The 25,084-nt window shown below is 48.0% G+C and carries 16 protein-coding genes; 6 read left to right on the forward strand and 10 right to left on the reverse strand.

Annotated features, from left to right (window positions below; translation table 11 throughout):
* Window positions 1-153: 153 nt before the first annotated feature.
* Window positions 154-2,427 (reverse strand): cellulase family glycosylhydrolase, encoded by a 2,274-nt coding sequence (locus tag N774_RS18085; protein WP_024860388.1) that lies wholly within the window; start codon window positions 2,425-2,427, stop codon window positions 154-156.
* A gap of 321 nt (window positions 2,428-2,748) precedes the next feature.
* Here N774_RS18085 and N774_RS0106090 point away from each other — a divergent pair, with 321 nt between their 5' ends.
* Window positions 2,749-4,920 (forward strand): helix-turn-helix domain-containing protein, encoded by a 2,172-nt coding sequence (locus N774_RS0106090; RefSeq protein WP_024860389.1) that lies wholly within the window; start codon window positions 2,749-2,751, stop codon window positions 4,918-4,920.
* Between the two features lie 46 nt (window positions 4,921-4,966).
* On the opposite strand, the gene N774_RS18090 is transcribed toward N774_RS0106090, so the two are convergent.
* The 7 genes from N774_RS18090 to N774_RS0106125 all read right to left on the reverse strand — a co-directional run bounded on the left by N774_RS18090 (window position 4,967) and on the right by N774_RS0106125 (window position 12,686).
* Window positions 4,967-7,111, reverse strand: a complete 2,145-nt coding sequence (locus N774_RS18090) for an Mbeg1-like protein (RefSeq protein ID WP_024860390.1) — start codon at window positions 7,109-7,111, stop codon at window positions 4,967-4,969.
* 6 nt (window positions 7,112-7,117) lie between these two features.
* Entirely contained in the window at window positions 7,118-7,831 is a 714-nt protein-coding gene (locus N774_RS0106100; protein WP_024860391.1) for a hypothetical protein, read from the reverse strand.
* Between the two features lie 18 nt (window positions 7,832-7,849).
* Window positions 7,850-8,281, reverse strand: a complete 432-nt coding sequence (locus tag N774_RS0106105) for a hypothetical protein (RefSeq protein ID WP_024860392.1) — start codon at window positions 8,279-8,281, stop codon at window positions 7,850-7,852.
* Window positions 8,278-8,562: a DUF1206 domain-containing protein gene (locus N774_RS0106110; RefSeq protein WP_024860393.1), complete on the reverse strand. Its 285-nt coding sequence runs from the start codon at window positions 8,560-8,562 to the stop codon at window positions 8,278-8,280. The genes N774_RS0106105 and N774_RS0106110 overlap by 4 nt, the downstream gene beginning before the upstream one ends.
* A gap of 73 nt (window positions 8,563-8,635) precedes the next feature.
* Window positions 8,636-9,796, reverse strand: a complete 1,161-nt coding sequence (locus N774_RS0106115; protein ID WP_024860394.1) for an ABC transporter permease subunit — start codon at window positions 9,794-9,796, stop codon at window positions 8,636-8,638.
* 19 nt (window positions 9,797-9,815) lie between these two features.
* Window positions 9,816-11,351, reverse strand: a complete 1,536-nt coding sequence (gene mmsA / locus N774_RS0106120) for a multiple monosaccharide ABC transporter ATP-binding protein (RefSeq protein WP_024860395.1) — start codon at window positions 11,349-11,351, stop codon at window positions 9,816-9,818.
* A gap of 108 nt (window positions 11,352-11,459) precedes the next feature.
* Window positions 11,460-12,686 carry a substrate-binding domain-containing protein gene (locus N774_RS0106125; RefSeq protein WP_037280157.1) on the reverse strand — a complete coding sequence of 409 codons (1,227 nt, stop codon included), beginning with the start codon at window positions 12,684-12,686 and terminating at the stop codon, window positions 11,460-11,462.
* A gap of 234 nt (window positions 12,687-12,920) precedes the next feature.
* Here N774_RS0106125 and N774_RS19145 point away from each other — a divergent pair, with 234 nt between their 5' ends.
* From N774_RS19145 to N774_RS0106150, 5 genes are all read left to right on the forward strand, one after another.
* On the forward strand, window positions 12,921-13,154 hold the full coding sequence (locus N774_RS19145) for an antitoxin VbhA family protein (RefSeq protein WP_196231533.1): 234 nt from the start codon (window positions 12,921-12,923) through the stop codon (window positions 13,152-13,154).
* Window positions 13,154-13,753, forward strand: a complete 600-nt coding sequence (locus N774_RS16985; protein WP_024860397.1) for a Fic/DOC family protein — start codon at window positions 13,154-13,156, stop codon at window positions 13,751-13,753. Before N774_RS19145 ends, N774_RS16985 begins: the two co-directional genes overlap by 1 nt.
* A 243-nt stretch (window positions 13,754-13,996) precedes the next feature.
* Complete coding sequence (locus N774_RS0106140; RefSeq protein ID WP_024860398.1) at window positions 13,997-15,325, forward strand: GGDEF domain-containing protein; 1,329 nt, start codon at window positions 13,997-13,999, stop codon at window positions 15,323-15,325.
* A 15-nt stretch (window positions 15,326-15,340) separates the two neighbouring features.
* Window positions 15,341-16,933: a hypothetical protein gene (locus N774_RS0106145; RefSeq protein ID WP_024860399.1), complete on the forward strand. Its 1,593-nt coding sequence runs from the start codon at window positions 15,341-15,343 to the stop codon at window positions 16,931-16,933.
* 10 nt (window positions 16,934-16,943) lie between these two features.
* Window positions 16,944-18,566, forward strand: coding sequence for an extracellular solute-binding protein (locus N774_RS0106150; protein WP_024860400.1), 1,623 nt, complete (start codon window positions 16,944-16,946; stop codon window positions 18,564-18,566).
* A 60-nt stretch (window positions 18,567-18,626) separates the two neighbouring features.
* Here N774_RS0106150 and N774_RS18745 read toward each other — a convergent pair whose 3' ends face one another.
* Together N774_RS18745 and N774_RS0106160 are read right to left on the reverse strand one after the other, a co-directional pair.
* Window positions 18,627-21,707 (reverse strand): carbohydrate binding domain-containing protein, encoded by a 3,081-nt coding sequence (locus tag N774_RS18745; RefSeq protein WP_024860401.1) that lies wholly within the window; start codon window positions 21,705-21,707, stop codon window positions 18,627-18,629.
* Window positions 21,708-21,933: 226 nt separating this feature from the next.
* Complete coding sequence (locus N774_RS0106160; protein ID WP_024860402.1) at window positions 21,934-24,939, reverse strand: glycoside hydrolase family 9 protein; 3,006 nt, start codon at window positions 24,937-24,939, stop codon at window positions 21,934-21,936.
* Window positions 24,940-25,084: the final 145 nt, after the last annotated feature.

Below are 25,084 nucleotides of genomic sequence, written 5' to 3' on the forward strand. Positions count from 1 at the left end.
AAGGGGTGAATAAAAAAACAGTCCGGTGGACTGTTTTTTTAGAGGGGACGCCTTGTAAGAGAAGGCGTCCCCTTGATCTAAACATAAAAAACTCCGCTGTAACCGTTAATACAGCGGAGCTTTTTTATAATGGGGGGGTAAATTCAAATTTGATCAGCCTGCAATATCAAGAGAAGCGACCTTCTTGAGGAGATACTCCTGTATGCGGAGAGCGTCGTTGGCTGTGATGCCCTCGCTGGACTTGTCAACGTCGCCGTTTGCAAGTCCCTTTTCGGTGATATGCTTTGCGTCAGAACCATTGAGACCGTACTTGTTGGGATTTGCAAGGAACTGCATTATAAGCACAACATCGGACATATCTATCTCGCCGTCACAGTTTACATCGCCGTACTTGTCAGCCTTTACGTCTGCAACAGTAGTTGTTGATGTAACAGGCTCTGTAACTGTAGTAGTCTGCGTTGTTGTCGAAGTAACAGTTGTTGTAACTGTAGTTGTGGTCGAGGTGGTTGTTGAAGTCGATGTTGTCGTAGTCTCGGAAGTAGTAGTTGTTGCTGTCGTTGTGGTAGTTGTAGTCGTTGTGGGCTGTGAGCCGTTTGAGGCAACGATGAATGCCTTTATGCTCTCAGCTCCCGAAGCAGGAGGTGTTATCTCCTTGCCCGACTTGTCGGAAGCGTACCAAGCCTGTAAGAGTGCGGACTTTTCATTCTTTATCATATCGATGAGCTGCTTCTTTACGTCAGCGTCTGTAACAGCCTCAGAGGGCTCTGTTGATACGTCCATTACCTGCTTTGGATTGTTCATGTCAAGAGTGATAATGCCTGACTTCTTAGCCTCCCATACGTATGACACCCAGTAGCTCTTACCGTTGAGCTGTGGTGAGAAGCCCAGACAGCCGTTCATGAAGTTTGTATTTCCTGCGAACTGAACATCAACGAATGCAGTTTCGCCGATACTTGTACCGAAGTTCACTGTGCCGTTTCCGTTGTCCTTGCCGTAGATCTTGTCGCTCTCGGATACATTTGCCATTGTAGTAGTAGTTACAACCTCATTGGGATTTGTAACGGAAGTAACGATAGTGGACTCAGCGCTTCCTCTTGCGTACTTGTTGATAGCTGCAACGATCTCGGGACGCTTCCATGTGCAGTTTGATCTGTCAAGGAGCATGAAGCTGATATCGTCCCACCAGCAGCAGGTAACGCCTACAGATGAAGCATAAGCTGTGAAGTAAGCAGCGCAGTCAACTCTGTCCTGTACGTTGTTGCCCTTTTCTCTTGCGCCGTACTCACCTACATAAACAGGGATACCCTTTGAGGTGTACTTCTGGTAAACCTTGTCGAATGCCTGATTTATCTCGCTTGTGTCTGTGTTGATGTTAAACTTTGAAACGCTCTGGGAGTCGCTTTCCTCAGCAAGAGCGAAGCCGTATGGCAGATATGCGTGAACAGCTACGATAAGTCTGTTCTGTGCACTGTCGTTAGGTATCTGGAAGTTCTCATTTGTAGCGCCGTCAACGGAGCAGTCATAACCCGGGACTGCAACGTATCTTGTGCTGTTGTTGCCGCCTGACTTACGGATAGTGTCAAGGCAGTCCTGATTGAGCTTGTTGATAGTCTTTATAGCGTCGATACAGTCAGCGTTGGAGGGATTTATCCACCACTCGTTCTGGTGACCGATAAGACGTGGCTCGTTCATGGTCTCGAAGATGAGCTTATCATCGTATTCCTTGAAACGGTCAGCAATCTGTGACCATACAGTGGTCATGTACTTCTTGGACTGGTCGTAGTGAGCAGTATCGGGGTACATATACTTTGCATCGTTATCGTGGTGAACGTTAAGGATAACGTACATACCGTCGTCGATAGCATAGTCAACTATCTCCTGAACTCTGTCCATCCACTGCTTGGATATCTGGTAGCTGCCGTCAACGTGGTTGTGCCATGAAACAGGGATACGGACAGTTCTGAAGCCTGCTGCCTTAACTGTGTCTATCATCTTCTTGGAGGTCTTATAGCCACCGTTCCAGCAGGTCTCGATGCCCATTTCGCTGCCAACCCAGCCTGTATCGTCGATAGCGTCCATAGTATTTCCCAGGTTCCAGCCAAGGCGCATATCCTTTACGAACTTGATACCCTCAGTCTCGGGAACTGACTTTGCAGGGATATTGAGGTCGGGGATATTGTAATCGGCTGCTGCAACCTTATTGCTTGTAAGGAGAGGTACCGAGAATTCGCCGACGTCTGTCACGCTGATGTCGGAATTCAATACCTCGGCAGGAATTGTGTATGTGCTGTCGGAGCTTTCACCTGCAAACTGCTGTATACTTACACTTACAGCGGACGTGGTGAAAACAGTGCTTCCCATAGCCGAGGAAACAAGGGTAACTGCTGCAAGAGCAGCGGAACAGCCTTTCTTGAAGAAACTATTCATGTTAAAAACTTCCTTTCTCTACAGTTTAGAGTTGAGAGTGCAGAGTTGAGAGTTTAGGTGTTCGCTGCGCTCACGTTATTAAAAATATACCGCCAAAGGCGACTCCGCAGCTTTCAACTCTCAATTCTCAACTCTCAACTTCTACATATACGTACAATTAAATCAAGGGACGTCGTCCCCTATATTTTTGTTACTATAATTATAGAGCAGATAAATGTAAATTTCAATGAAAATTCCAACTGTATTTATGTACTTTTCAGCTTTTTGCAGTTGATTTCTCCCCTGCCATGTGGTATAATCATAACAAGGAGGTGACTGCCCATGAGAAAACGAATAGCATTCATAACCGTAAATGTGGAAAAGCTCTACCAGACCAGCCTTATTGAGGCGATGTGGCGGCAGTCCGCCGCCTTTGGCTATGATCTTGCAGTGCTGACCCATTTCGTAAACTTCGACAACGAGTCCGACCACCTTAAAGGTGACGAAAATATCTACACCCTCATCAGACAGCTCAGCTTTGACGGAGCTGTTATCGACTTAGGCTCATTCTACAGCCGTTCCCTGTCAAAAAAGCTGGAGGACATGCTTTGGGAAAAGGGCATACCTGTCATCGCTCTCGATTACTTCAGCGAACGCTTTGAAAGCTGCCTGCAAAACAACAGGGAGAACTTCCGACAGCTCACCGAGCACTTCATCAAAGTTCACGGCTTCACAAATATATACTGTCTCAGCGGTCCCGAGAACGTCATACATACCACAGAGCGTATAGAGGGCTACAAGGACGCTCTCGCCGAAAACGGCATACCATTCAGACAGGATCATGTTTTCTACGGCGACTTCTGGGTGAACTACGCAAAGAGCTTCGCGGCGCGTATCGCCAAGGGCGAAATAGAACGTCCGCAGGCTATTGTATGCGGAAATGATTTCATGGCTTTGCAGCTCTGCCTTTCACTTGCGGAAAACGGCATAAGCGTCCCTGACGACATAGCCGTGGGCGGCTACGACGGCAACCCCGATGTAAGCAGCTACCACCCGTCGCTCACCACCTTTGGAGGCGGCTTCACGGAAAACGGTATCAACGCCGTGTGCCGCCTGCATAAGCTCATAAGCGGAAAAGCTCCCGACAAGCGCATAGCAGTCCGCCCTGCCGTCAAGGTTGGAGCAAGCTGCGGCTGCAGGGCTGATACCTCGGGAGATGCCGCCATAAGCGAGAAGATGTTCGCAAGGGACATGACCATGGGAATATTCATGCACAGTAACTATTCCTCCATGATGAACAACGTCAAGAACATGGACGAGTGTGCTATAGTACTGGCACAGAATGCCTATCTTCTCTATCCCAAAAGCGATTTCTTCCTCTGCCTTTGCGGCGGCGAGGAGAGCTCTGGCAGAGGCTACACTGATACTATGCTGTGTCCTATGAGATACTGTAACGGCAGGTGTGACATAGCTCAGCAGGAATTCCCGCTGGATATGATGATACCCAAGCAGGAGCTCACAGATAAGCCCGCCGCCTATATCTTCACTCCCCTCCACTACCTCGACAGGAACTTCGGCTACTGCGTCCGCAGATATTCAGACAGCATAGTATTTGAGCAGTATTACGGCGAATTCTGTCAGGTCGCTGCCAATACCATAGAGCGCATACGCATGCTTGACTACGAAAGGTCACTCAACGAGAAAATACAGCGGCTCTCCGAGCGTGATATCCTCACGGGTCTTTTCAGCCGCAAGGGACTTATCTCACGGACAGACGGCCTCAGTCCCGAGCGCAGATACTACGGCGTTCTCTACTGCATCGAGGGAGCTGAGCAGCTCCGCGGACAGTACGGCAATGAGTACGTGCGACAGATAATAGTGTCATTTGCACAGGCAGTCAACCTGTCCTGCGCAAGGGGTGAGCTCGCCGCAAGAACAGGCAGCGAGGAGTTCATAATGATAGGCGAATGTGACGATTCCGACTTTCCCGAGCAGCTCTTCATAAATTCATTGAAGTCCAATCTGAAAATGATAGAGATGCAGCAGAATGTGAGCATATCCCCTATGCTCGCCCGCTTATCCGCAGTCACCGACAGCAGTATCTCTCCAACTGATATGATAGCGCAGCTTGAAAAAAAGCTGGAGGATACGCGCAGCTCCTCAGCAGACAGCAGCAGCGCCTTTCTCGGCAAGCTCCGCGAGCTCCAGTACAACGTCTACGAGGAGCCCCAGCTTGAATGGACAGCGTTCAAAGCCGCTGCAAGAATAGGCTTGAGCATTTCCTACTTCCAGCACCTCTACCGCCAGTTTCTGAATATAAGCTTTAACGCCGATGTTATCTCCGCACGTCTCGCTCTTGCGGAGCAACTTCTTGTGAACACAGCTCTTAACGTCAGCGAGATAGCCGAGAGATGCGGATACCCCGACGCCTCACATTTCATGAAGCTTTTCCGCAGAAAAAAGGGCATGACAGCCTCGGAGTACAGAAAAGCCATGACAGGCAGCGGAGAATAAAAGGCAAAATGCCCGAAAGCAGCTTAATGCCGCTTTCGGGCTCATATTATTTCAGATCGAACGAGTAGTAGCCTTTGCTTTTGTCAAGTGTATAGCTGTCAGTGCCGAAAACAAAGGTATACCGCGAAGGGTCATACTTCATTATAGTCACCTTGTCTCCCGTCTGCATATTCTTTATGGTGAGACTTTTATCATCGGAGGTGGTGAATATCATATCGGAGGTCTCCATACCGTCAAATACGATGGTTTCCTCACCGTCCGAATCCTTTATGATATCGCTGCCGAAGCCTTTCCGGAAGATGTACTTATCGTCGCCTATTCCACCGCAGAGCATGTCATTGCCCTCATCGCCTGTAAGCTGATCATTGCCCATACTGCCGTAAAGAATGTCATTGCCTGTTCCGCCTTTGAGGGTATCGTCTCCGGGACCGCCGTGTAGAATGTCGTTATGCTCCTGTCCCCACAATGTATCATTTCCCTCATTGCCGTAGAGCTTGTCATTGCCTTCACGTCCAAAGAGCTTGTCATCGCCCTCGCCGCCGTATATATCATCGTCGCCCTTGAATCCGCGGACAAGATCTTCCCCGCTTGTTCCGTAGATAGCTTCCGAAGAATCAGGGTAGTGTCTTGCATTATCTCCGTCTGCGACCCGCCATACAGCCTTGCCCTCATTGTTGCGGTATTCAAGGAACCTGCTCCATACGCCGAAGCCTGCAAGGCTGCTCTGTCCCAGACTTTTAAGAAAGCTGTCACGCACCTTCATGGCGCCTGTGATACATGATCTAACAGCAGCCACCGCATTGTTCACGGTATTTACGCTGTTTCTCAGACAGGAGCAGACCATTTCAGTAGCCGAAAGCTGGTTCTGCAAAACAAAGCCCAGCTCCGCTGTGAGCTGCCTCGATGAAACGTCGCCGACTGCATAGCCCACCTGAGAAGCACGGTCCGATATGCTCTCTACGGCAAGTGAAGCGCCGATGTAGTAGAGCTTCATAAGATCGGGGTCAGACATTACATAGCTGAGCCTGTCACTGATAGAAGCAGACGCAAGAGAGCTGTCAGCTCCCGAATCGTTGGGTATGATTATAAGGTCAAACACCATGTCCTGACCAGCCTTTTTTCCTGCGTATGAGGTCAGGGGCACTATTATCTCATAGAGATTGGTGAGGAAGCCTACGCACTCCTCCAGAGAAGCCTTTTCGCCGTTGAGTCCGTCGGGAGAATTGCTTCCGCCGACAAACTGCTCAGAAAGAGTCATAAGGGTCCTGCATATATCCTCGCGCTTTTCATGTGGAAGCTGCATGGCATTTCTGCTCAGCTCCCGTGAGCACATTGCAAGGTCTCTCTGCACATTTACCTGATCGTTGAACATATTTGTCCTGAAATTGAAAAGGTAATCGCAGTAATGGGCATCAACGTCCTTGTAATACTGTGGTACTATGGTATGTGCGCCGTAGATATCCGTAGGAGAGGTATTAGTCCTGATATAGACCGTGTTGGCGTCGGGAATGATCTTGTTGCCCAGGACGTTCACGTAGTCGTTGTCGCCGCATACGGAGTACATTCTCCTGCTTAGCTCGCTGACGCGGCTCTGACTTATGCTTCCGAGAAATTCGGGTGAAAAGCCCTGTCCGTCAAAGGATATGCAGTACCTTACCCTGTCTCCGTAATCAGACCTGAGAGTAACGTACTGCGAGAGATTCCCGCCCTTGGAATGACCTGTTACCACAAGCTTTACATCGCCGCTGAGGTCGAGTGTGTCAAGCACGTCGTTGAAGTACCTGAGCGCCACATTCTGATACTCCGACGAGGTATTTGAAAGGCCGTCGCCATTGTCGTACCAGCGTCCCGTACCTGTACCGCGAAACACCACATAGACCTTTGAGCCGTCGGAGCTTCTGAATACAGCACCGCAGGCTCCCTTGTACTTCTGCCGCTTATGCTCGGAAAAGCTGACCAGCTCCAGTGAGCCCACATCTTCGTTTCTTTTCAGAGAAAGGCTGCGCCTGACCATTTCCAGAGCCGCCTTCTGGGAATCTTCAAGACCGTCGAAGCTTATCTGGTCAACAATGCTTTTCAGCGTTATCGGAGCGCTGCTCTTCAGACATCTGTCAACATACATGAATGTATTGAGTATTATCGAAGCTCTTGCTTCATTAGTTATCCCTTTTTCTGCAAAGAAATCAGCCATAGACAATTACCCCCATTTCTTGTCCGTAATATTGAAATCATCGTCCATTCCTAAAACACAGTCCGCAGCAACATGAGCCTTATCCATGTCAGCCGCCGACTTTAAGCTCTCATAGTACTTATCATCGTCAAGATACGCAATGTAAAGATAACAGCGTATCTTATCCGCTTTCAGCTTCTCAAAGAGCATATCCAGTTTTTTTCCCTTGTCGGACATATCCTGTCCCGCAGGAAGAACAACCGTATAATAGCACTTGGAAGCCCTCAGCATCTCCTGCACCGTGGAATCCTTTCCCATATCCTCGGGAAGCACCATTTTGTCATCGGGAACATAGAACGCCCTGCACCTGCCGTATACGTCCTCTGCCATTGCTTTCAGATAAGCCTCTGCGTCGGCTTTGAGGTAATACGCCATGTAGTTGTCCCTGTTCTCGGTCTTTCCGTCGAAGACTCCGCGCACCGCATATACCGTATCCCCCGGGAGCTTCTCCGAGCGGACGTGTATGGCACAGTGGTCGGTAACGGCAGTACCGCCGCCTGCGTTATCCACAAATGTGAATTCATCACCGTACTTGCTGCGCAGGCTGTCAAGAAGCACATCCTTGCCGTCCATGACAGCAGCAGGAGCGTGGGTTTTGCAGCCGCTTCCGCCAAAAACAAGAGATGCGGCAATAAATGCCGCAAGAACAAAATGCTTTATGGGTCTTTTCGTAAAAATCACCTCTGATACTTCCTGTTATCAGCTGTTTTTTACCCGTTCAAGAGTCTTTATCACCGTCTTGTGGACAGGGAATCTCTTACTTTTCGGGTAGTACCTTGTGTACTGCTCAAGAAGCTCCGCCGCGTCCGCAGGCGATAGCTGCTCAGCCAGCCCCACAGTGAGACTGTGCACCGCATTCATAGGCATTACAGCGCCTGAAGGCTGCTCCTCATCACATGGCGTGCTGTATATGAACTCCAGCACCTCACGTATGACCTCCGAGGAAGGCTTTTCCTCTGCCAGTCCTTTCAGAAGCTTTTCCAGCTCTTCAATAAAGCGTTCATGGCAGGGATCGTCGGCGAGCTTCTTCCCCATTCCGAAAAGCCCGTCCCACACCTTTCTCTCGCCTTCAAGCTTTGCGACCTGAGAGCTGTACTCCTCATAGACGGCGCGGATTTGGTCAAGGATCATTTTCTTGTGAATTCTTCGTCGTCATCGTCGAAGCTCTTTTTTCTGATATGAGCCGAGGTATAATCATTATAGAAGCGGTAAATGGAATATCCTGCAATGATAAGAGCTGCCAGCAGGAATAATGCACCAAAGGTCCATGCTGTAGCCATATCCATAGTAGTTTCCTTGTTGGTCAGCAGCTTGATGCCGAGATAGCCCAGATATACTGCAACTATTGCGCGGAGTACCGCTGAGATCTTTGCCTTATTATGCTTGATAGCATCAAATTTTAAACTGTTCATTATATTTCTGTCCTTTCTGTTTTGTATTTTTAGGCTCGGGTACTGAGCGACCCGAGCCATATATGGTATAGGCTTAACCTGCCTTACCTGTCTTCTTGTTGGATACAACGTCAAAGATAACAGCCACGAGAAGTACTGCACCCTTGACTACGTACTGCCAGTTGTTGTCAAGTCCCTTGATGGACATGCCCTGGTTGATAACACCGAGGAGGATAGCTCCGACTACAACGCCGCCTACAGTACCGCTTCCGCCGTATGCAGAAGCGCCGCCGATGAAGCATGAGCCGATAGCGTCCATTTCAAATGAGTTACCTGTATCGCCGTTTACTGAGCCGATACGAGCTCCGATAAGGAGTCCCGAAAGACCTGCAAGGAGCGACATTGAAGTATAAGCCATGAAGTATACCTTATTGGTATTGATACCCGAAAGCTTTGTAGCCTTTTCGTTTCCGCCTACTGCGTAGAAGTAGCGTCCGAAGGCTGTCTTTGAGGTGATAAATGCATAGATGAATACTACTGCAAGTACCCACAATGCCATTACAGGAATGCCCTTGTAATGAGCAAGCTTCCATGAATAAGCGATGATAAGCAGGTCTATAACTGCGATCTTGACGAACTGTGATACGGCAGAAGCCTGCTTATAGCCCTTCTTTGCTTTCTTGAAGCGGCTGAATGCTGTTACTGCAACGAGTATGCACGCAATGGCTATGCCTGCGATGAATGCCGACCACTTGACATCATTGTCAAGTCCGGGTATCTCAATATAGGAAGCAAAGGTATTGAGGAAGTTCTGGTCATTTATAGCGATAGTTTTTGATTCAAGTATGGCACGTCCTATACCTCTGAACAGGAACATTCCCGCGAGAGTACAGATAAAGGGCGGTATATGTATATAGCCTATCCAGAAGCCCTGCCACATACCTATGAGCACGGATAATATCAGACAGAGTATTATAACCGCATAGGCGTTCATATGGTGTTTCGACATCAGCTGAGCGGCTATAGCTCCTATGAGGCAGACCGTAGAGCCTACCGAGAGGTCGATATTACCGCCTGTGAGTATACACAAAAGCATACCGCATGCCATTACAAGCACGTATGCGTTCTGGAGCAAGAGATTTGAAAGATTCTGTGCCAGCAGAAGTCTCTGATCTGTCCACCAGGCAAAGAATATGAATACCACGACCAATGCAATGACCATGGTGTATTTTTTGACGAATGTTTTGACGTTCATAATATACTCCTTCGATCATTTATTTTTTATCGGACTGAAGGATAGCCGCCATGATCTTCTCCTGCGTTGCTTCGGAAGCAGGCATCTCTGCGACCATTTTTCCCTCGTTCATAACGTAGATACGGTCGCACATACCGAGAAGCTCAGGCATTTCCGATGAGATCATTACCACGGATTTTCCCTGTGCAACAAGGTCGTTCATTATGCAGTATATCTCGTACTTTGCACCTACGTCGATACCTCTTGTGGGCTCGTCGAGAATGAGCACCTCAGGATCGGCGAACATCCACTTTGAAAGGAGCACCTTCTGCTGATTTCCGCCCGAGAGATTTCCAACAGCCTGCTGTACAGAAGGAGTCTTTGTACGGAGCTTCTGCTTGTATTCCTCTGCCACAGCGTTTTCCTTGTCAATATTTATGATTCCCTTGCCGCATACCTTTTCAAGGCGCGACATTGTTATGTTCTTGGCAATGCTCTCCTCAAGTATGAGACCGTTGCCCTTTCTGTCCTCGGTAACGTATGCAAGACCTGCCTTGATAGCGTCACGGACATTTCTGAGCTCTTTCTCTTCTCCGTCGATCTTGATCTTTCCGCTTATACCCGAGCCGTAGGATCTGCCGAAAATCGACATAGCCAGCTCGGTGCGTCCTGCGCCCTGCAAGCCCGAAAAGCCTACTATCTCGCCGCGGCGAACGTTAAAGGACACGTTGTCCACTACCTTTTTCTCGGTATACAGCGGGTGATGAACTGTCCAGCCGCTGACCTCCATGCCCACCTTGTCGCTTACATTATGCTCGCGGGCAGGATAACGGTCGCTGAGCTCACGTCCTACCATACCGCTGATGATACGTGCCTCGTCGATATTATGGTCTGCGTTGTCGATAGTCTCGATAGTCGCACCGTCACGGATAACGGTTATCTTATCGGCAACGTAAGAGATCTCGTTGAGCTTATGGGAGATTATGATAGAAGTCATGCCCTTCTGCTTGAAGCTTATGAGCAGATCAAGGAGCATTTTTGAGTCCTCTTCATTCAGTGAGGACGTAGGCTCGTCAAGAATGAGCAGCTTAACGTCCTTGCTGAGAGCCTTGGCTATCTCAACAAGCTGCTGCTTGCCTGTACCTATGTCCTTGATAAGAGTAGTAGCTTCTTCCTTCAGGCCTACCTGACGCATATGCTCTCCTGCCTCATGGTAAGTCTTGTCCCAGTCTATGCCGAAAAGACCTTTGCGTTCATTTCCGAGAAACATATTCTCGCCTATTGAAAGCTCAGGGATAAGAGCAAGCTCCTGATGTATGATAACGATTCCCTTTTCCTCGCTGTCGTGCAAAGTCCTGAACCTGCATTCCTCGCCGTTGTACACGATGTCACCTGTATACGAACCGAAAGGATATGTACCGCTGAGAACGTTCATAAGCGTGGATTTACCGGCTCCGTTCTCACCGACGAGAGCATGTATCTCGCCGGGCTTGACCTTGAGATTTACGTTATCGAGAGCCTTGACACCGGGGAACTCCTTTGTTATGTTTTTCATTTCGAGAATGTATTCTGCCAAGTATATCCCTCCTTTTCCATGTCTGATAAAGCTCCGAATATGCCTAAATATTCAGAAAAGGGCAGGCTGAGCCCGCCCTTTTACAGACAATATAACGATATTATTTCATCAAGTGGTCTCAGCTGTTGACTCGAGGTACTTGTTATCGCTGTCCCACTTGTAGAGATTTGTCTCTACGAGCAGATCCAGGTTATCCTTGGTGATAACATAAGGAACGAGAAGGTATGAAGGAACTACCTTTACGCCGTTGTCATATGACTCTGTATCGTATGCAGCCTCTGCCTTGATATTGCTGAGGAGACTTGCATCGGGAGTCTGACCTGAAAGAACAGACTTGGCAACTTCGAGGGTAGCAGCTGCCTCATCGTTTACGTTCTTGTAAACTGTCATGGACTGCTTGCCGTCAACGATGTTCTTGAGGTTAGCGATATCGCCGTCCTGACCTGTTACGATAACAGTATTCTTTCCGCTGTAGTCAGAGCTGATAGCCTGAGCTACACCGAGAGCTGTTGAGTCGTTGGAGCAGAGAGCAACGTCAAGCTGTGTGCCGTCTGAATAGTAAGAAGCGAGAGTGTTCTGCATATTCTCAAGAGCTGTATCTGTTGACCATGTTGGAGTAGCTACCTGCTCGAACTTTGTCTTGCCCGACGGGATCTTGAGCTTGCCGTCATCAATGTATGACTTGAGAGCGTCATAAGCGCCGTTGAAGAAGAAGCCTGCGTTATTATCAGCAGGGTCGCCTGCGGTGAACTCGATGTTGTAAGGACCTGCCTCGCTGTCAAGCTTGAGCTGGTCGCGTACAAATTCGCCCTGGAGCTTACCTACTGTATAGTTATCGAATGAAACGTAGTATGAAACTGCGTCTGTGTTCATGATAAGACGGTCATAAGCGATAACAGAGATGCCTGCGTCCTTAGCGTCGGCAAGTGTCTGTGAGAGGGTATTTCCGTCGATAGCAGCAATAAGAAGAAGATCTACCTTATCAGCGATCATGCCCTGGATATCGTTGTTCTGCTGGTTTGTGTCATTATCAGAGTACTTCAGCTCAACCGAGTAGCCTGCTGCCTCAAACTGATCCTTGAGGTATTCGCCGTCACGGTTCCAGCGCTCGAGAGACTTTGTAGGCATAGCGATACCAACAGTCTTTCCGCCGCTGCTTGAAGACTCGTCAGCTTTTGATTCTGATGAATCGTCTGTTTTAGCGTCTGTTTTTGATTCAGTGTTTGAGCTTGGGGTTGCACCGGCGTCGCTGTCAGATGTGGATGTTGTTCCGCCACATGAAGCGAGTGTGCCTAACATCACCAGTGTAGAGAGTACTGCAAGAAACTTTTTCATGATAAAGATCCTCCTTATGTTAAAATTAATATGTGAAAAAATTGTTGCCGAATTATATTATAATTAATGCGTATGTAAACATTTTACACATGTTTACTGCCCGTGTCAAGATATTGTCTTTAGTTTTTGTGAAACATCTTCAAAACTTTGGCGTATTGTATAAGCATTCGAGCTCAAATATGTGTAAAATGTCAATTGACTAAGTAACAATCGATACTGACAATATAACTTTTCGTGCAGATAGTTGACAAACAGCGTAAAACAAGGTATAATATCGTGGTAAAGGAGCTGATGGCAATGCAGAACGTCACCACCGAAAAAGCGCTGAAAAACCAGCTGGCTTCCGTCCGTATGGAGGGATACCGCTTTTCGGAAAAAGAGATAGAAAATGTCAGAAAATGTCTCAGCGGCGAGCTGTCATTCAAGCAGTTCACCGATAAGATAATCAAAGACAGCAAAAGGAAATAATGGCTGTATATAAAATAGAGGGCTGTCAGTGGAACTGTTACCCTGATACCACAGTCCTCATAAACAAGCTCGATATCAGAGACCAGCAGGAGCTGGACGCACTGGAAAAGCAGATAACCCTGCTCCGCGGTATTCAGGCTGAACAGGAGACCGAATTCGTAAATGTGGACTTTGAGTTCTACAAGTCTCTCCACAAGACCCTTTTCGGAGACCTCTACGACTGGGCAGGCACCCTGCGGACTATCAATATCTCCAAAAAAGGCACCGTTTTCTGCGATCACACCGAGCTTGAACGGCTGGGAAAGCTGAAATTTCAGCGTCTCGCCTCTCAGAACTATCTCTGCGGACTTCCCGACAGCGAATTCCTCAGCGAGGTGACGGAGCTGTACCATGAGCTGAATATGCTCCACCCGTTCCGTGAGGGCAACGGCCGTACCCTGCGTCTTTTCATCACGCTTTTAGTACGCAGTACAGGGCGCGATATAAACTTTGCCGAATGTGCTCCCGACATGCTCATCATTGCGGCTGTCAAAGCTGCACAAGGCGATACTTCCCTGCTCAGGAACGTTTTCGGAGAGATAATTTCCGAGAAAATGTAAAAACCGCTGTTCAGGCGGTTTTTTTATGGTCAATATGACAACAAATTCCTATACCATTTGTATTATTTCCGCTTTCTTTTATACAAATGTAACATTTTTATGAACCACAAACTTTGTTTTGCCATACAAGTTGACAATTGCAATCAAATATTGTAAAATAGTAGTATAAATAAGTACAGCTATGCGGAGAAGCTCCCGCCTATTTTCAGCTTCTCCCCCGATATAACGGACAGAGGTATCAAAATGTCAAGATCTGTAAAAAAATCCATAGGAGCATTTGCGGCAGGCATTCTCGTCCTTTTTGTTCTCATCGGCTTTGTTTTTTCATACGGCTGTGTGCGCTTCATAGGCAATAAGTACTGTGAACGCGCAGCTTCCTCAGCCCTCGATTTTGCGGCGCTGACCATAAACGCCGACAAGGCAAGATCAAGCTACAAAACAAGGATAAAGTCTGATGACTACGACTCGGTACAGAACAAGATAACCGCATATCAGCGCAATAATAACGACATCATCAGCAGGATCTCCCTCGTAAGCTTCAGCAATTCCGCAGGCGTTTATATCTTTGACTCGGGCGGAGCTACCCTTGGCTCACGCCTTGATTACAACAAGTACACTTCATCTGTAAAAGCCGAGCTGATAAACGGCAGAAGCTCCATGAGCACCTCCGAGAATGGCAGGCTCATAGTCTACCGCCCTCTGAGAACTGTTGACGACAATCTCTGCGGTACACTGATAGTTGAACTGGAAAAGCCCTTTGAGACCCAGTACTACTACATTATCGCCGTTGTGTTCGCCGTGCTCCTTCTGCTGGGACTCGTATTTGTGGGTATGCTTCTGCTTTTCCTCAGAAAGAAGATGTTCACTCCCATCAGAAAGATAGCATCTTATCTCGATTCACTCAAGAATAATGCTGCCTCCGAAAAGAAGGACAATGACAGCGGCGACAAAAAATCAGGCAAAAAGGAAAGCCCCGACGCTTCCGTGATCTTCAATTCGGACCGCGACGACGAGATAGGACAGCTCAGCAGCTCACTAAAGACTCTTCTCGGAGACCTGATAACAGGCGAAAAGACTCTCAATCAGGCTATATATGACGCTAATCACGACGGTATGACTCAGCACTGGAACAAGCGCTTCTACCACAACATGGAAGAATCCTTCAGGAAGTGCGAATCCATCTGTTTCATTTACTTTGACGTAAACAACCTCAAGCTCATGAACGATACCCTCGGCCACGAAAGCGGCGACTTCGTCATCAAGAGAGCTGCTGATTACATCAGAGGCTTTATCGGTGACGGTGACTATTGTTTCAGAATGGGAGGCGACGAATTCCTCATTGTAATGACATCAGGCGACGTCAGAAGACTCGATAAGATAATTGATAAGCTCAACAGCGATGCGCCGTATATACTCAGCAGAAAGACCGATTCCATAAAATGCTCGCTGTCATACGGCTTCTCATACGCAAAGGGCATATTCTCCTACGACGCAAAGCTCGCAGAAGCAGAAGACAACATGTACATCAAAAAGACCGAACTCAAACAACTCCTTCAAATGCCTGACAGATAAAGCGAGGTGGCAGTTTTGGAAAAGGAAAAAAAGATCAGGCGCAAGTTCGCTCCGTTTTCCAATACTCCCGTAAGCATAAAATCAGCGCTCCTTGTCATTATGATGCTGCTCTCGGTAGCAACGATATGGGGCGCTATGGTAAGAACTATACTGATTACCCAGCGGGAAAAATACAGACAAATGGAGCACACTGTAGTCACAGCTTCGGAGCAGATAGTCAATCTCTCCGTGGAAAGCGCTGTGTCTATCGCCAAGAATATCTACACCAACGAAGCTATATACGACTTTCTCAATAAGGAATACTCATCTTCGGCAGAATATTACGAAGAATACTATCATCTTCAGCGCAATACTGTACTGAATATCGCCGAGACAAATATAGTAAAGTCCTGCACTCTCTATACTGCAAACCCGACTGTTCTCGCAGGCGGCAGCATCAAAAAGCTGGATACCGCAGTAAACGATTACTGGTACAAGTACTTCAGGGAGATAAATAAATCCACAGTACTCTGTATAGACCAGTCCAAAAACGAGTTCATTCTCGTCAGGAAGCTGGACTACTACACTCTCGACACAGGCGACTGCTATCTCTGTCTCGAGATGAACAGCAAGGTCATTTCCGAATTTGCTGACAGTCTTGACTTTGACGGTGAGCTCTATATAATGAGCGGCAATCATATCCTGTACAGCAGCGATAAAAGCGCTTCCACAAGCGATAATATCACAATAAGTCAGGACTTTGACTGCATCACAAGAAACTACTATACGGTGGATATAGAGTTCTATTCGCGCTCACAAAGAAAGGGCTTCAAGAACTTCATATCCATGAATAAGCAGCTCATGATAATGCTCATAGGCATAATCATACTCTCGGTAATACTGGGACGTATGCTTGCTATCGGCGTAAAGCGCAGAGTCAAGGCTGCTATGGCGGAATACCGTGCCCTCGGTATAATACAGCAGACCAAGAAAGGCAAAAACGGCAGGGACGAGATAGGTTCGCTGCTGGATATTTGCTGCGATATGTCGGAAAAGCTCCAGAAAAAGGGCTACGAATTCAAGGAGCGCGGCGATACTCTCATGCGCAAGGAATCCGATTACGCTTCGCTGTACACAACAGCTATGCGTCTCGATGCGGAGCTCCTTATGACAGAAAAGTATCCCTACGTCATTGCCGACAGCGATGACGAGTATATACCGCTCAGCGAGGAAGCCAGACTGGTGGCAAAGATTGCCGACATACTGGAAAAGAACTACTCTGCTACTCACATACCCGAGGATAAATGGCACGTGCCTGCATATTCCTTCGCTCTTATAGCAGATGATATATACAATCATTACGGCGACGTTTCAGCTAATTTCCTTGTAACAGAGAATACCGCAGTCATCTCATTCGAGAGCAGCGATCCCCTCCTGAACGAGGATATGCTGAAATTCAATGCCATTTTCGAGTACGGCGAAGTAGCCGAAGACTACTGCTTCAACAGAAGCTACAGATTCAATCCGTATCTGCGTCTGAAACAATGCCTCGGAAACAGGATAGAGCTGGAAATACCATATACAGATAAGCTCAGGCTGGTATTTACGATAAAAACAGACACAGAATAGGGGGATGCTTATGACAAAAAAGAAAATGACAGCAGCTCTCATTACTGCGGCAATGACGCTGACCGTCAGCGCCTGTGGGAAAAAGAAAAATGATGAAAAAGCCATCAGAGAATTTACAGGCATCTTTGCCGCAAGGATAGCCGAGATTGACAGAGATAATGAGATACAGCAGATAATAGCTGAAAAAACAGGCGCTATCCTGCGTGAGCAGTGGATCTCAGATCAGGACGACATCGACAAGACATTCAGTGATATGATGATCTCCAATAAGTACCCCGACTTTATGACCCCCGATGCTGCAAACTGCCAGAAGCTCATAAAGGAAGGCGCATTTATACCCATAGACAGCTACTGGAACGAATATCCCAACATCAAAAAAATGTACTCGGACACCGAATGGGACAGCGTCCGCGCTGACGACGGACATATCTACTATATACCGCTGTTCTCCTCAGTAAACATAAAGGACACCAACCCGACCCACAGTGGCGAAGCCTTCTGGGTACAGGTAAAGGTCCTTGAATGGGCAGACTATCCCGACATAAAAACTCCCTACGAGTACTTTGACCTTATCGAGCGCTACCTTGAAGCCAACCCCACAAACGAAAACGGCGAGGCTTACTACGGCTATGAGATAGAGGCAAACGACGCATGGTTCTTTGCCATGGACAATCCGCCCATGTTTTTAGACGGCTATCCCAACGACGGCTGCTGCTACGTGGATACGGAAACACTCGAAGCAAAGGACTATAACCTTACACCTACCGCAAAGGAATGGTACAGGCTTCTCAATGAGGAATACCGGAAGGGCATCATCGACAAGGAGTTCTCAATGCTCAACTCCGAGCAGTACTACTCAAAGCTTGCATCAGGCAGAGTCCTCGGCATGGTAGACCAGAACTGGAACTTCTCCAGCGCCGTGAACAAGCTGCCCCCTGACTGTACGTATATCCCTCTGGGAGTTACTATGGACCGCAGTATCCCCGACAGATACCGTGACCGCGTTGCGTTCAACGGCTCCGCAGGCGTAGGCATATCTATAAGCTGCGAAGACCCCGAGGCAGCAGTAAAGTTCATAAGCGATCTCCTTGAACCCGAGATACTAAATCTCCGCTTCTGGGGAATCGAGGGAGTTGACTACACCGTAGGCGACGACGGTATATTCTATCAGGACGAAGTGCAGTACGCACAGTGGCGAAACGAGGAATACCGCAGAAAGCATATATGCGTCTACAACTATATGCCCTATTATCTCGGTATGGCTCCAGACGGAATCAATGCCTTTGAGTCCACAAATCAGCCGAATATCTTCTATGAGCACCTTTCCGAGCCTGTACAGAGATGTTTCAGCGCATACGGAGTACAGACCTATACGGGTATGCTGAACGATCCACCCGAGAACTCACCATGGTACCCAATGTGGTCTTTCAGCAATTCCGTTACCGACGAGACAAACTACGGCAAGGTAATGAAGCAGATAGACGCGACAAAGCACAAGTATCTGCCGCTGCTGGTAATGAGCAACGACTTTGAAAAGACATGGGAAGAATACCTTGAAGAATATAACAGTATCGACACTCAGGTCTACTTTGACGAGCTCACCGCAGAGGTACACAGAAGAATTGACAAATAAGCAAAAACAGCCACCCGAATCGGGTGGCTGTTTCTTTGTATTGAAAGCATTATCCTTATTTCAGTTCTGGAAAGCTATACGGAAGAAATTGTAGAGGTGAGCTCTGATACAGTTATCACCGTGATAACCGCCGTTTACATAGTGCCATACATGAGGAACGCCGTTCTTCTCGAAGTTATTGTGATAGCTTCTGGGATTGTCGCCAACAGTCTGGTCGTTGCTTCCTGCAGTTATCATCAGGAAGTAAGGCTCATTGCTGCTGTCCCACTTGAATGAGCCTGAAACGCCAGGAGCGGGGCATATAGCACCGATGTAGCCGATCTGATCAGACATCTGCATTCCAATGAGGAGAGACTCGCGTCCGCCCATTGAGAAGCCTGTGATAGCGGTATTGTCCTTACCTGTGAGAACACTGTAGTTCTTCTCGATCTCAGGCATAAGGTCGTTCTTGAGCTGATTGATGAAGTTGTCGTAAGCTCTGTTGTTATTATCGTCCATACCTGTAACTGCGTCCTGAGTAGCGCTTGAGTATACATCAGGGAATACACATATCATTTCCTTTGCAGCCCCCTCAGCGATAGCATTGCCCAGCATCTCGCGGGTATGCATCTCAGCGTTGCCGGTCGTGAGCATTCTGTCAGGATTCTCATAGTAGCCGTGAAGAATGTACATTACAGGGTACTTCTTATTAGGATCGTAGTTGGGAGGCAGAAGAACGTTGTACTTCTTGGTTCTCTTGCAGGTATTTGAATAGTAGCTCTTCTTCTGTATCTCACCGTAAGTTACGCCGTTTTTCTGCTGATTTGCGGAATTAGGCTCTTTTTCAGCGATATTGGACTGAACCTTTGCTGTGAAATCCTTCATTGAAAGATGTGCAGCAGCTGCAATGGTTGTCGTTGTGGTTGTGGCAGTCGATGTGGTCGTTGCCTTTGTAGTTGTTGCAGCTGTGGTAACTGTCTTGATGTCGTCGGAGTAGCTCTCAGGGAGCTTTGTGATAGTGCCTAAGAGGAACTTCTGGATAGCAAGTGCGTCGTTGGCAGTTATACCGCCGCCTGCTTCGCTTACGTCTGCGTTAAATGCGCCTGTCTCAGAAAGAACATACTTGTTTGGGTTTGCGAGAGACTGCATTATGAGTACAACGTCAGCCATGTCCACGCCGCCGTCGTTGTTAGCGTCGCCCCACTTGGAGACCTTTGCGTCAAGTGCAGCCTTTGGATCGGCAGTTGTTGTAACGATCGGTGCAGCTGTAGTAGTGGTCGTGGTCGTTGTGGTGGTTGTAGTAGTTGTTGTTGTAACAGCCTTTGGACCGTCGATAACTGTGCCTGCCTTTGCGACGATTGCCTCGTCGATAGCAAAGTCATCTGTGCCCTCTTCTGTCTCAACGTAGAGCTTGATGTTGGAGGCGCCCGTTGGGATAGTGTAGTTTGGATTTGCAAGCTGTACATACTCGCCGTTGGAAACTCCGTCTGCGATATGATCGTATTTAGTTTCGCCGTCAGCTGTGTATTCCAGTGACAGCATCATGTTGCCAGAACCCTTTGCTGCAACGCTGAAGCTGTAGGACTCGCCTGCCTTGAATGTAAGGTAGTCGAGTGTCTTCATTGCGCCGTGCCATGCACTTGTTCTGCCAGATACTGTAAGAGCCTTGCTGCCTGCGTATGCTGAACCGCCTGTGGAAACTGTAGCACCGCCTCTGCTCTCCCAGCTGCCGTTATCGTCTTCGAATGTATCGTGATAATAGTAGCCGTTTGCATCAGGCTCGATAGGCTCGGGAGGTGTGGGATCCTTGCCGCCCACGAAGCCCTTGCCATCGCTTTCAAGAGCCACAACGAATGTTGAAACGCTGTTTGCGGGGAGCTGTGCTGTGAACGATGAACCGCTTGCTGAAACTCCGTTTATGCTTGCGATATTCTCGCTGCCCGATGTTCTGTAGGTCTCAACGCCTGTAACGTTTCTGCCGCTGAGGGTGAACTGCTGACTTACTGCACCGCTGCCCTTATTGATTGCGACTACTGTAGCCTGTGTGTCGCTGTGCTTATATGCTGATACAAGAATGTTTGTATTTGGCTGCTCTGTAGCGTCGATACGAACGTCGCCCGGGCGAACCCACTTTGAGAACTGAGCCATTGCATATCCGCGCTTGGATATCTTACCGGTATCCCACATTGGGCTGTACTGACGGCGGATATACCACCAAACGTAAGCGTTCATATTACCAACAACGAGAGCATTGTGGATATTCTCAGCTACCTTTACGCCCTCAGGCCAGCGGTCTGCGGAGTTGTTATCGCTGTTTGGAACGTAAACCTCGGTCATCCATATTTCCTTGCCGCAGTTTTCAAGGGCAGGGAAGTCCATAGCGTTGCGCTGTGTTCCGTAGAAATGAGTGCCGAACATATCGCAGTTTGCCATAGCCTTGGAATTGTTGAGGATTGCGTTGTAGAAGCTCTTGTTATAGCTGAAACTCTCAGGTGACATCAGCTTTGTTGTGGTGCCGGCTGTTACAGACTTACCGTAGTTTGCAATGAAGTTTGCCGCACGGTCTGGTGTCCATGCTGTCCACTCGCCTGACCAGTCAGGCTCGTTCTGAACAGAAATGGAGTTGAGCTGAACGCCCTGATTGTTGCAGTACTTGATGAAGTCATTGAGGTGCTGAGCGTACTGAGCTTCTGCGCCCTGTTTAAGCACATACTGACCGCCTGTTGGACCGCCTGTGCCGTTTGTTCTCATAGAAGCTGGCGGATTCCACGGAGTTGCAAATACAGTTGCGCCTAATTTCTGAGCTCTCTGAGCTGTCGGGATAGCGTTCTTCCATGCGTTCTTGTCGTCGCTTACAAAGATACGCAGAATTGTAAGTCCCAACTCGTCGGCGCCGTTTCCGAAAGCTTTCTGAACCTGAGCTTCCGTCATATCTCCGGGAGCTCCGTTCTGAGCGTTGTAGCTCTGCCACTCAGGGTGGTTCATGCCGCCGAAGCCGCGTATCGTCTGGTACTCCTTGTTGGTGTTGATGGTACACGCACCTGCTGCCTCTGCACTGAGAGGTGCCGCTGACGGAAGCGGAAGTGACGAAGCTGTACTTGCCAGCATTGCTCCCGCCATGACTGCCGAAACAGCAGTCTTGAATTTGCGAGTAATGTTCATTTTAATATCCTCCTCTACGCAATTTCTTAGTTGATTGCGGATAACGTTTTATATATTGTATATTTTACCATTAAATTTATCTTTTGTAAACTCAAAAAACAGCACTTAGGTGGACAAAATAATGTTATTATGATAATGTCGAACGCAAAAACGTTATAAAATGTGCACGATAATACAGCAAAAGCAACAAGCCGCCTTGCGGCGGCTTGTATTAGATATTAATTTTTCATGAAACAGGTAAACTTTTTACCTTGCCAAGGAGGAACTCCTGTATCGAAAGTGCGTCATTTGTGGTAACGCCCGAGCCCACCTCAAATACATCGGCAGCTGTCCAGCCCTGCTCGATCACAGCGTTCTTGTCAGAACCGCCCACACCGTACTTGTTCGGATTTGCCAGAGCCTGCATTATCAGGACAACATCACTCATATCCACCTGTCCGTCGCAGTTTGCGTCGCCGTTATGTACGGGCTTGGCAATTATATCAGAACCTGTAACGGTAGTAGTCGTAGCAGTAACTGTAGTGGTCGTAGCTGCTGTAGTTGTGGTAGTTGTCGTTACCTCGGAAGCCTTTGCTGCAATGTCCTCAAAGAAAGCCATATCCCACGCAAAGCCTGCCTGCCAGTCAAGAGCATGTGAATTGGTAGACCACGACTCAACAGTATCGGCATAGCATCTCTGAGGAGCTGTTTCGCTGGTAATGCCAAGGAGACGTATATATTCATCATACAGAGCTGAGCAGGGACCGCCTGCCAGTACTCCGTCGGGAGCCTTAGGCAGGGTCTTGTCTATCTCATAAGCCCAGTAGGTATCGGTAGGATAATTTACATGCTGCGAACCGCAGCCCGTAACATATGAGAAGCCGAGGGCATTTCTTCCGAAGATGTAGTCCATAGCCTGCAAAGCGCCGTTAAGGTACTTGCTGTCTCCTGTTGCGTCGTAAGCATAAGCCATTACCACAGCATTATTCGTGATCCTGCTGTTGGAGCCGTAATCATAGCCCGAGAAATAAATGTAGTCAATGCTGTAAGGATCGTACCAGCCTACCTTTTCATATGGAGCACCCATAGCATTGGTTTTCACGTCATTTTCAGTGTTTACAAACCTATCAGCGGTGATCAAAAGGTTGTCCTTGATCTTAGCCTTGTCCGTATCCGAGGTCTTGTCGCTGAGATAAAGTGACAGCGAACCACAGCCCACCTTATTGGCTATGTCGAATGAAGTGTACGCTCCGCGCGTGCCATAAACATCAGAACGGCTCGGTATGCCGAATGCACGGAACTGCTCATCTTTTCTGACTGAATTGGAGCTGTCATAGTCTTTCAGATAGTCATAATAAGCTTCATCGCCCGTAGTCGCAAAAAGCTCGCAGGCTGCCCAGTAAGCCTCGTCCCTGACATCATCATTGCCAGAGTCGGGATCAATAGCTGATAAAGCGGTGTACTGATCATCATAGTTAAGATTACCGAGACCCTTTTCAAACTCATCTTTATACTTCATAACAGCTTCCCATGACTTCTTTGCACGTTCAATACACTCGACCGAGAAATCGTCGTCGATGCCCTTCCACAGACGTGAAGCCTGTGCTGCACAGGCGATCATATTGAACGTTGCGCTGTAGGTAGGCGGACTGATTATACGGGGCGCTCTCATGTAGCTTTCGTTATCCTCACTGATATAGTCATACTCAACATAGCCAACGGGAAGAGGACTGAACTCTCTTACCTGACTGTATACGAGACCTGCATATTTCTCGCCCCAGACAGTATCCTTTTCGGGATCAACTATCATTCTGAACATGAATTCCAGCTCGTACCTTGCTTCATCAAGTATATCGGGAGTACCCTTGCAGCTTACTTCCCTGCCGCCCGATAATTTATAGCTGTCGGGAATGTTCATGGTCTTGCCGTCAGTCCATTTGCTGTCGGTGCCGTTCTTCTTTGACCTCTCATACATATTCTGGAGAAGCCATGCTGCAGTTCCGCCGCTTACAACGCTCTTGCTGTTGCCTTCCGCATCGTACCAGCCTCCCGAAACATCAAGGAGTATATCTTTTTTAATGTCAGATTCAAAAGCCTTGGGCAAGTATGAACTAAACCATCTGTCCTGTACATAAGCCACATCTTTCTTGTTCATGTCCTTATGGGCAAGCACCTTCTTGTCCCCCGAGGTTATATAATCCTGCTCGATATCGGAGCCCGAGCGCTTCTGATAGTAGTAATTCAGCGCATTTGTGAGCACTCCGTCGTAGATGTCCCTGCCTATCCTGAACTCCTGACTGAAGTTCATGGAATCCATCCTATCATCGTCCACAACGATCCTGTATGTACCCTCGGTCTTTACTGCGGAGAAGTCTATGATCTGGCAGTATTCCCCTGCATTTTTGTCAAATCCCGCAGGTACTGTCTTACCTTTGTAAACTTCCTTGTCGTCCTTGTCGACTACCTTGAAGTCCAGAGCCTCTTTTTCCACAGAGGTCACATAGGTCGCCATTTTATCGGCTGCCGGGAAATAACCCATCTGATTGAGGCGGACATCGCTCTTTGGAGTTATAAACATATTGCCGTAATCTTTCCAGCCGCATACTGCTGATGTGGGATCCTCGTCACAGGTAAGGCAATCGATGGACATATCGTCGAACCATATCTCATCGCCCTCCTTGGCATTTCCCTGATACTTTGTACCCCTTGCATACTGGAAAGTCCACTGAGCGCCCTCAATATCTTTGGTAGGAATGAATGTGCCCTCAACAGTCTGCCAGTCAGTTGTAAGCTTCAGTGCAGCCGAAGGCCACTTGCCCTCCATATCAGGTCCCATATGCATATCCTTTGTGCCGCCGTCAAGCTCGAAATACTCCTCAGTGGCACTAAGGTTTCCGATATACGAGCAGAGCTCGAAGCCAGGCCTGCTGCCCTTTACCTTGAAGCTTACCTTGTACTCATGGCCTGCCTTGAAATTGAGATTCCTGTGTTTGAACTGGAGATCCCATTTTTCCTTTTCGCCGCCCTCGGGTACTAAGATCTGAATGTGGAATGTGCCGTCCTCAAAGTCAAACTGCTGCTTTGCAGGGGCGTTGTTGCAGACGTACCACGGCAGAGCTTTTTGCTCGAAAGACGTCTCACCCAGTACCTGAACGGCAGAAGCCTCCATTGGTGCGAATGATGCAGCTGCTGATGCCGCGGTCATTGCCAGCGACATAATACCTGCGATTAATTTTTTTGATTTTTTATGCATTTTAAACCCTCCCTTTTTTAATATGCATTATACAACTATTATATATGATTTCCAGTAAGCAGTCAAGTATTTTAGGTGGATTATACAAAGAATTTCAATTTCGTTCACAACATGACCATTGACATAAAACTGCCTTTCAAGTATA

It is taken from the genome of Ruminococcus flavefaciens AE3010 (assembly GCF_000526795.1).
In the GTDB taxonomy this organism is placed as follows: domain Bacteria; phylum Bacillota; class Clostridia; order Oscillospirales; family Ruminococcaceae; genus Ruminococcus; species Ruminococcus flavefaciens_D.

Coding starts and splice junctions, on each gene's coding strand:
- N774_RS18090 (WP_024860390.1), bottom strand. CDS start 7,111: ATGGCTGATTTCTTTGCAGAAAAAGGGATAACTAATGAAGCAAGAGCT.
- N774_RS0106115 (WP_024860394.1), bottom strand. CDS start 9,796: ATGAACGTCAAAACATTCGTCAAAAAATACACCATGGTCATTGCATTG.
- N774_RS0106150 (WP_024860400.1), top strand. CDS start 16,944: ATGACAAAAAAGAAAATGACAGCAGCTCTCATTACTGCGGCAATGACG.
- N774_RS16985 (WP_024860397.1), top strand. CDS start 13,154: ATGGCTGTATATAAAATAGAGGGCTGTCAGTGGAACTGTTACCCTGAT.
- N774_RS0106140 (WP_024860398.1), top strand. CDS start 13,997: ATGTCAAGATCTGTAAAAAAATCCATAGGAGCATTTGCGGCAGGCATT.
- N774_RS0106090 (WP_024860389.1), top strand. CDS start 2,749: ATGAGAAAACGAATAGCATTCATAACCGTAAATGTGGAAAAGCTCTAC.
- N774_RS0106125 (WP_037280157.1), bottom strand. CDS start 12,686: ATGAAAAAGTTTCTTGCAGTACTCTCTACACTGGTGATGTTAGGCACA.
- N774_RS0106105 (WP_024860392.1), bottom strand. CDS start 8,281: ATGATCCTTGACCAAATCCGCGCCGTCTATGAGGAGTACAGCTCTCAG.
- N774_RS0106160 (WP_024860402.1), bottom strand. CDS start 24,939: ATGCATAAAAAATCAAAAAAATTAATCGCAGGTATTATGTCGCTGGCA.
- N774_RS18745 (WP_024860401.1), bottom strand. CDS start 21,707: ATGAACATTACTCGCAAATTCAAGACTGCTGTTTCGGCAGTCATGGCG.
- N774_RS0106110 (WP_024860393.1), bottom strand. CDS start 8,562: ATGAACAGTTTAAAATTTGATGCTATCAAGCATAATAAGGCAAAGATC.
- N774_RS18085 (WP_024860388.1), bottom strand. CDS start 2,427: ATGAATAGTTTCTTCAAGAAAGGCTGTTCCGCTGCTCTTGCAGCAGTT.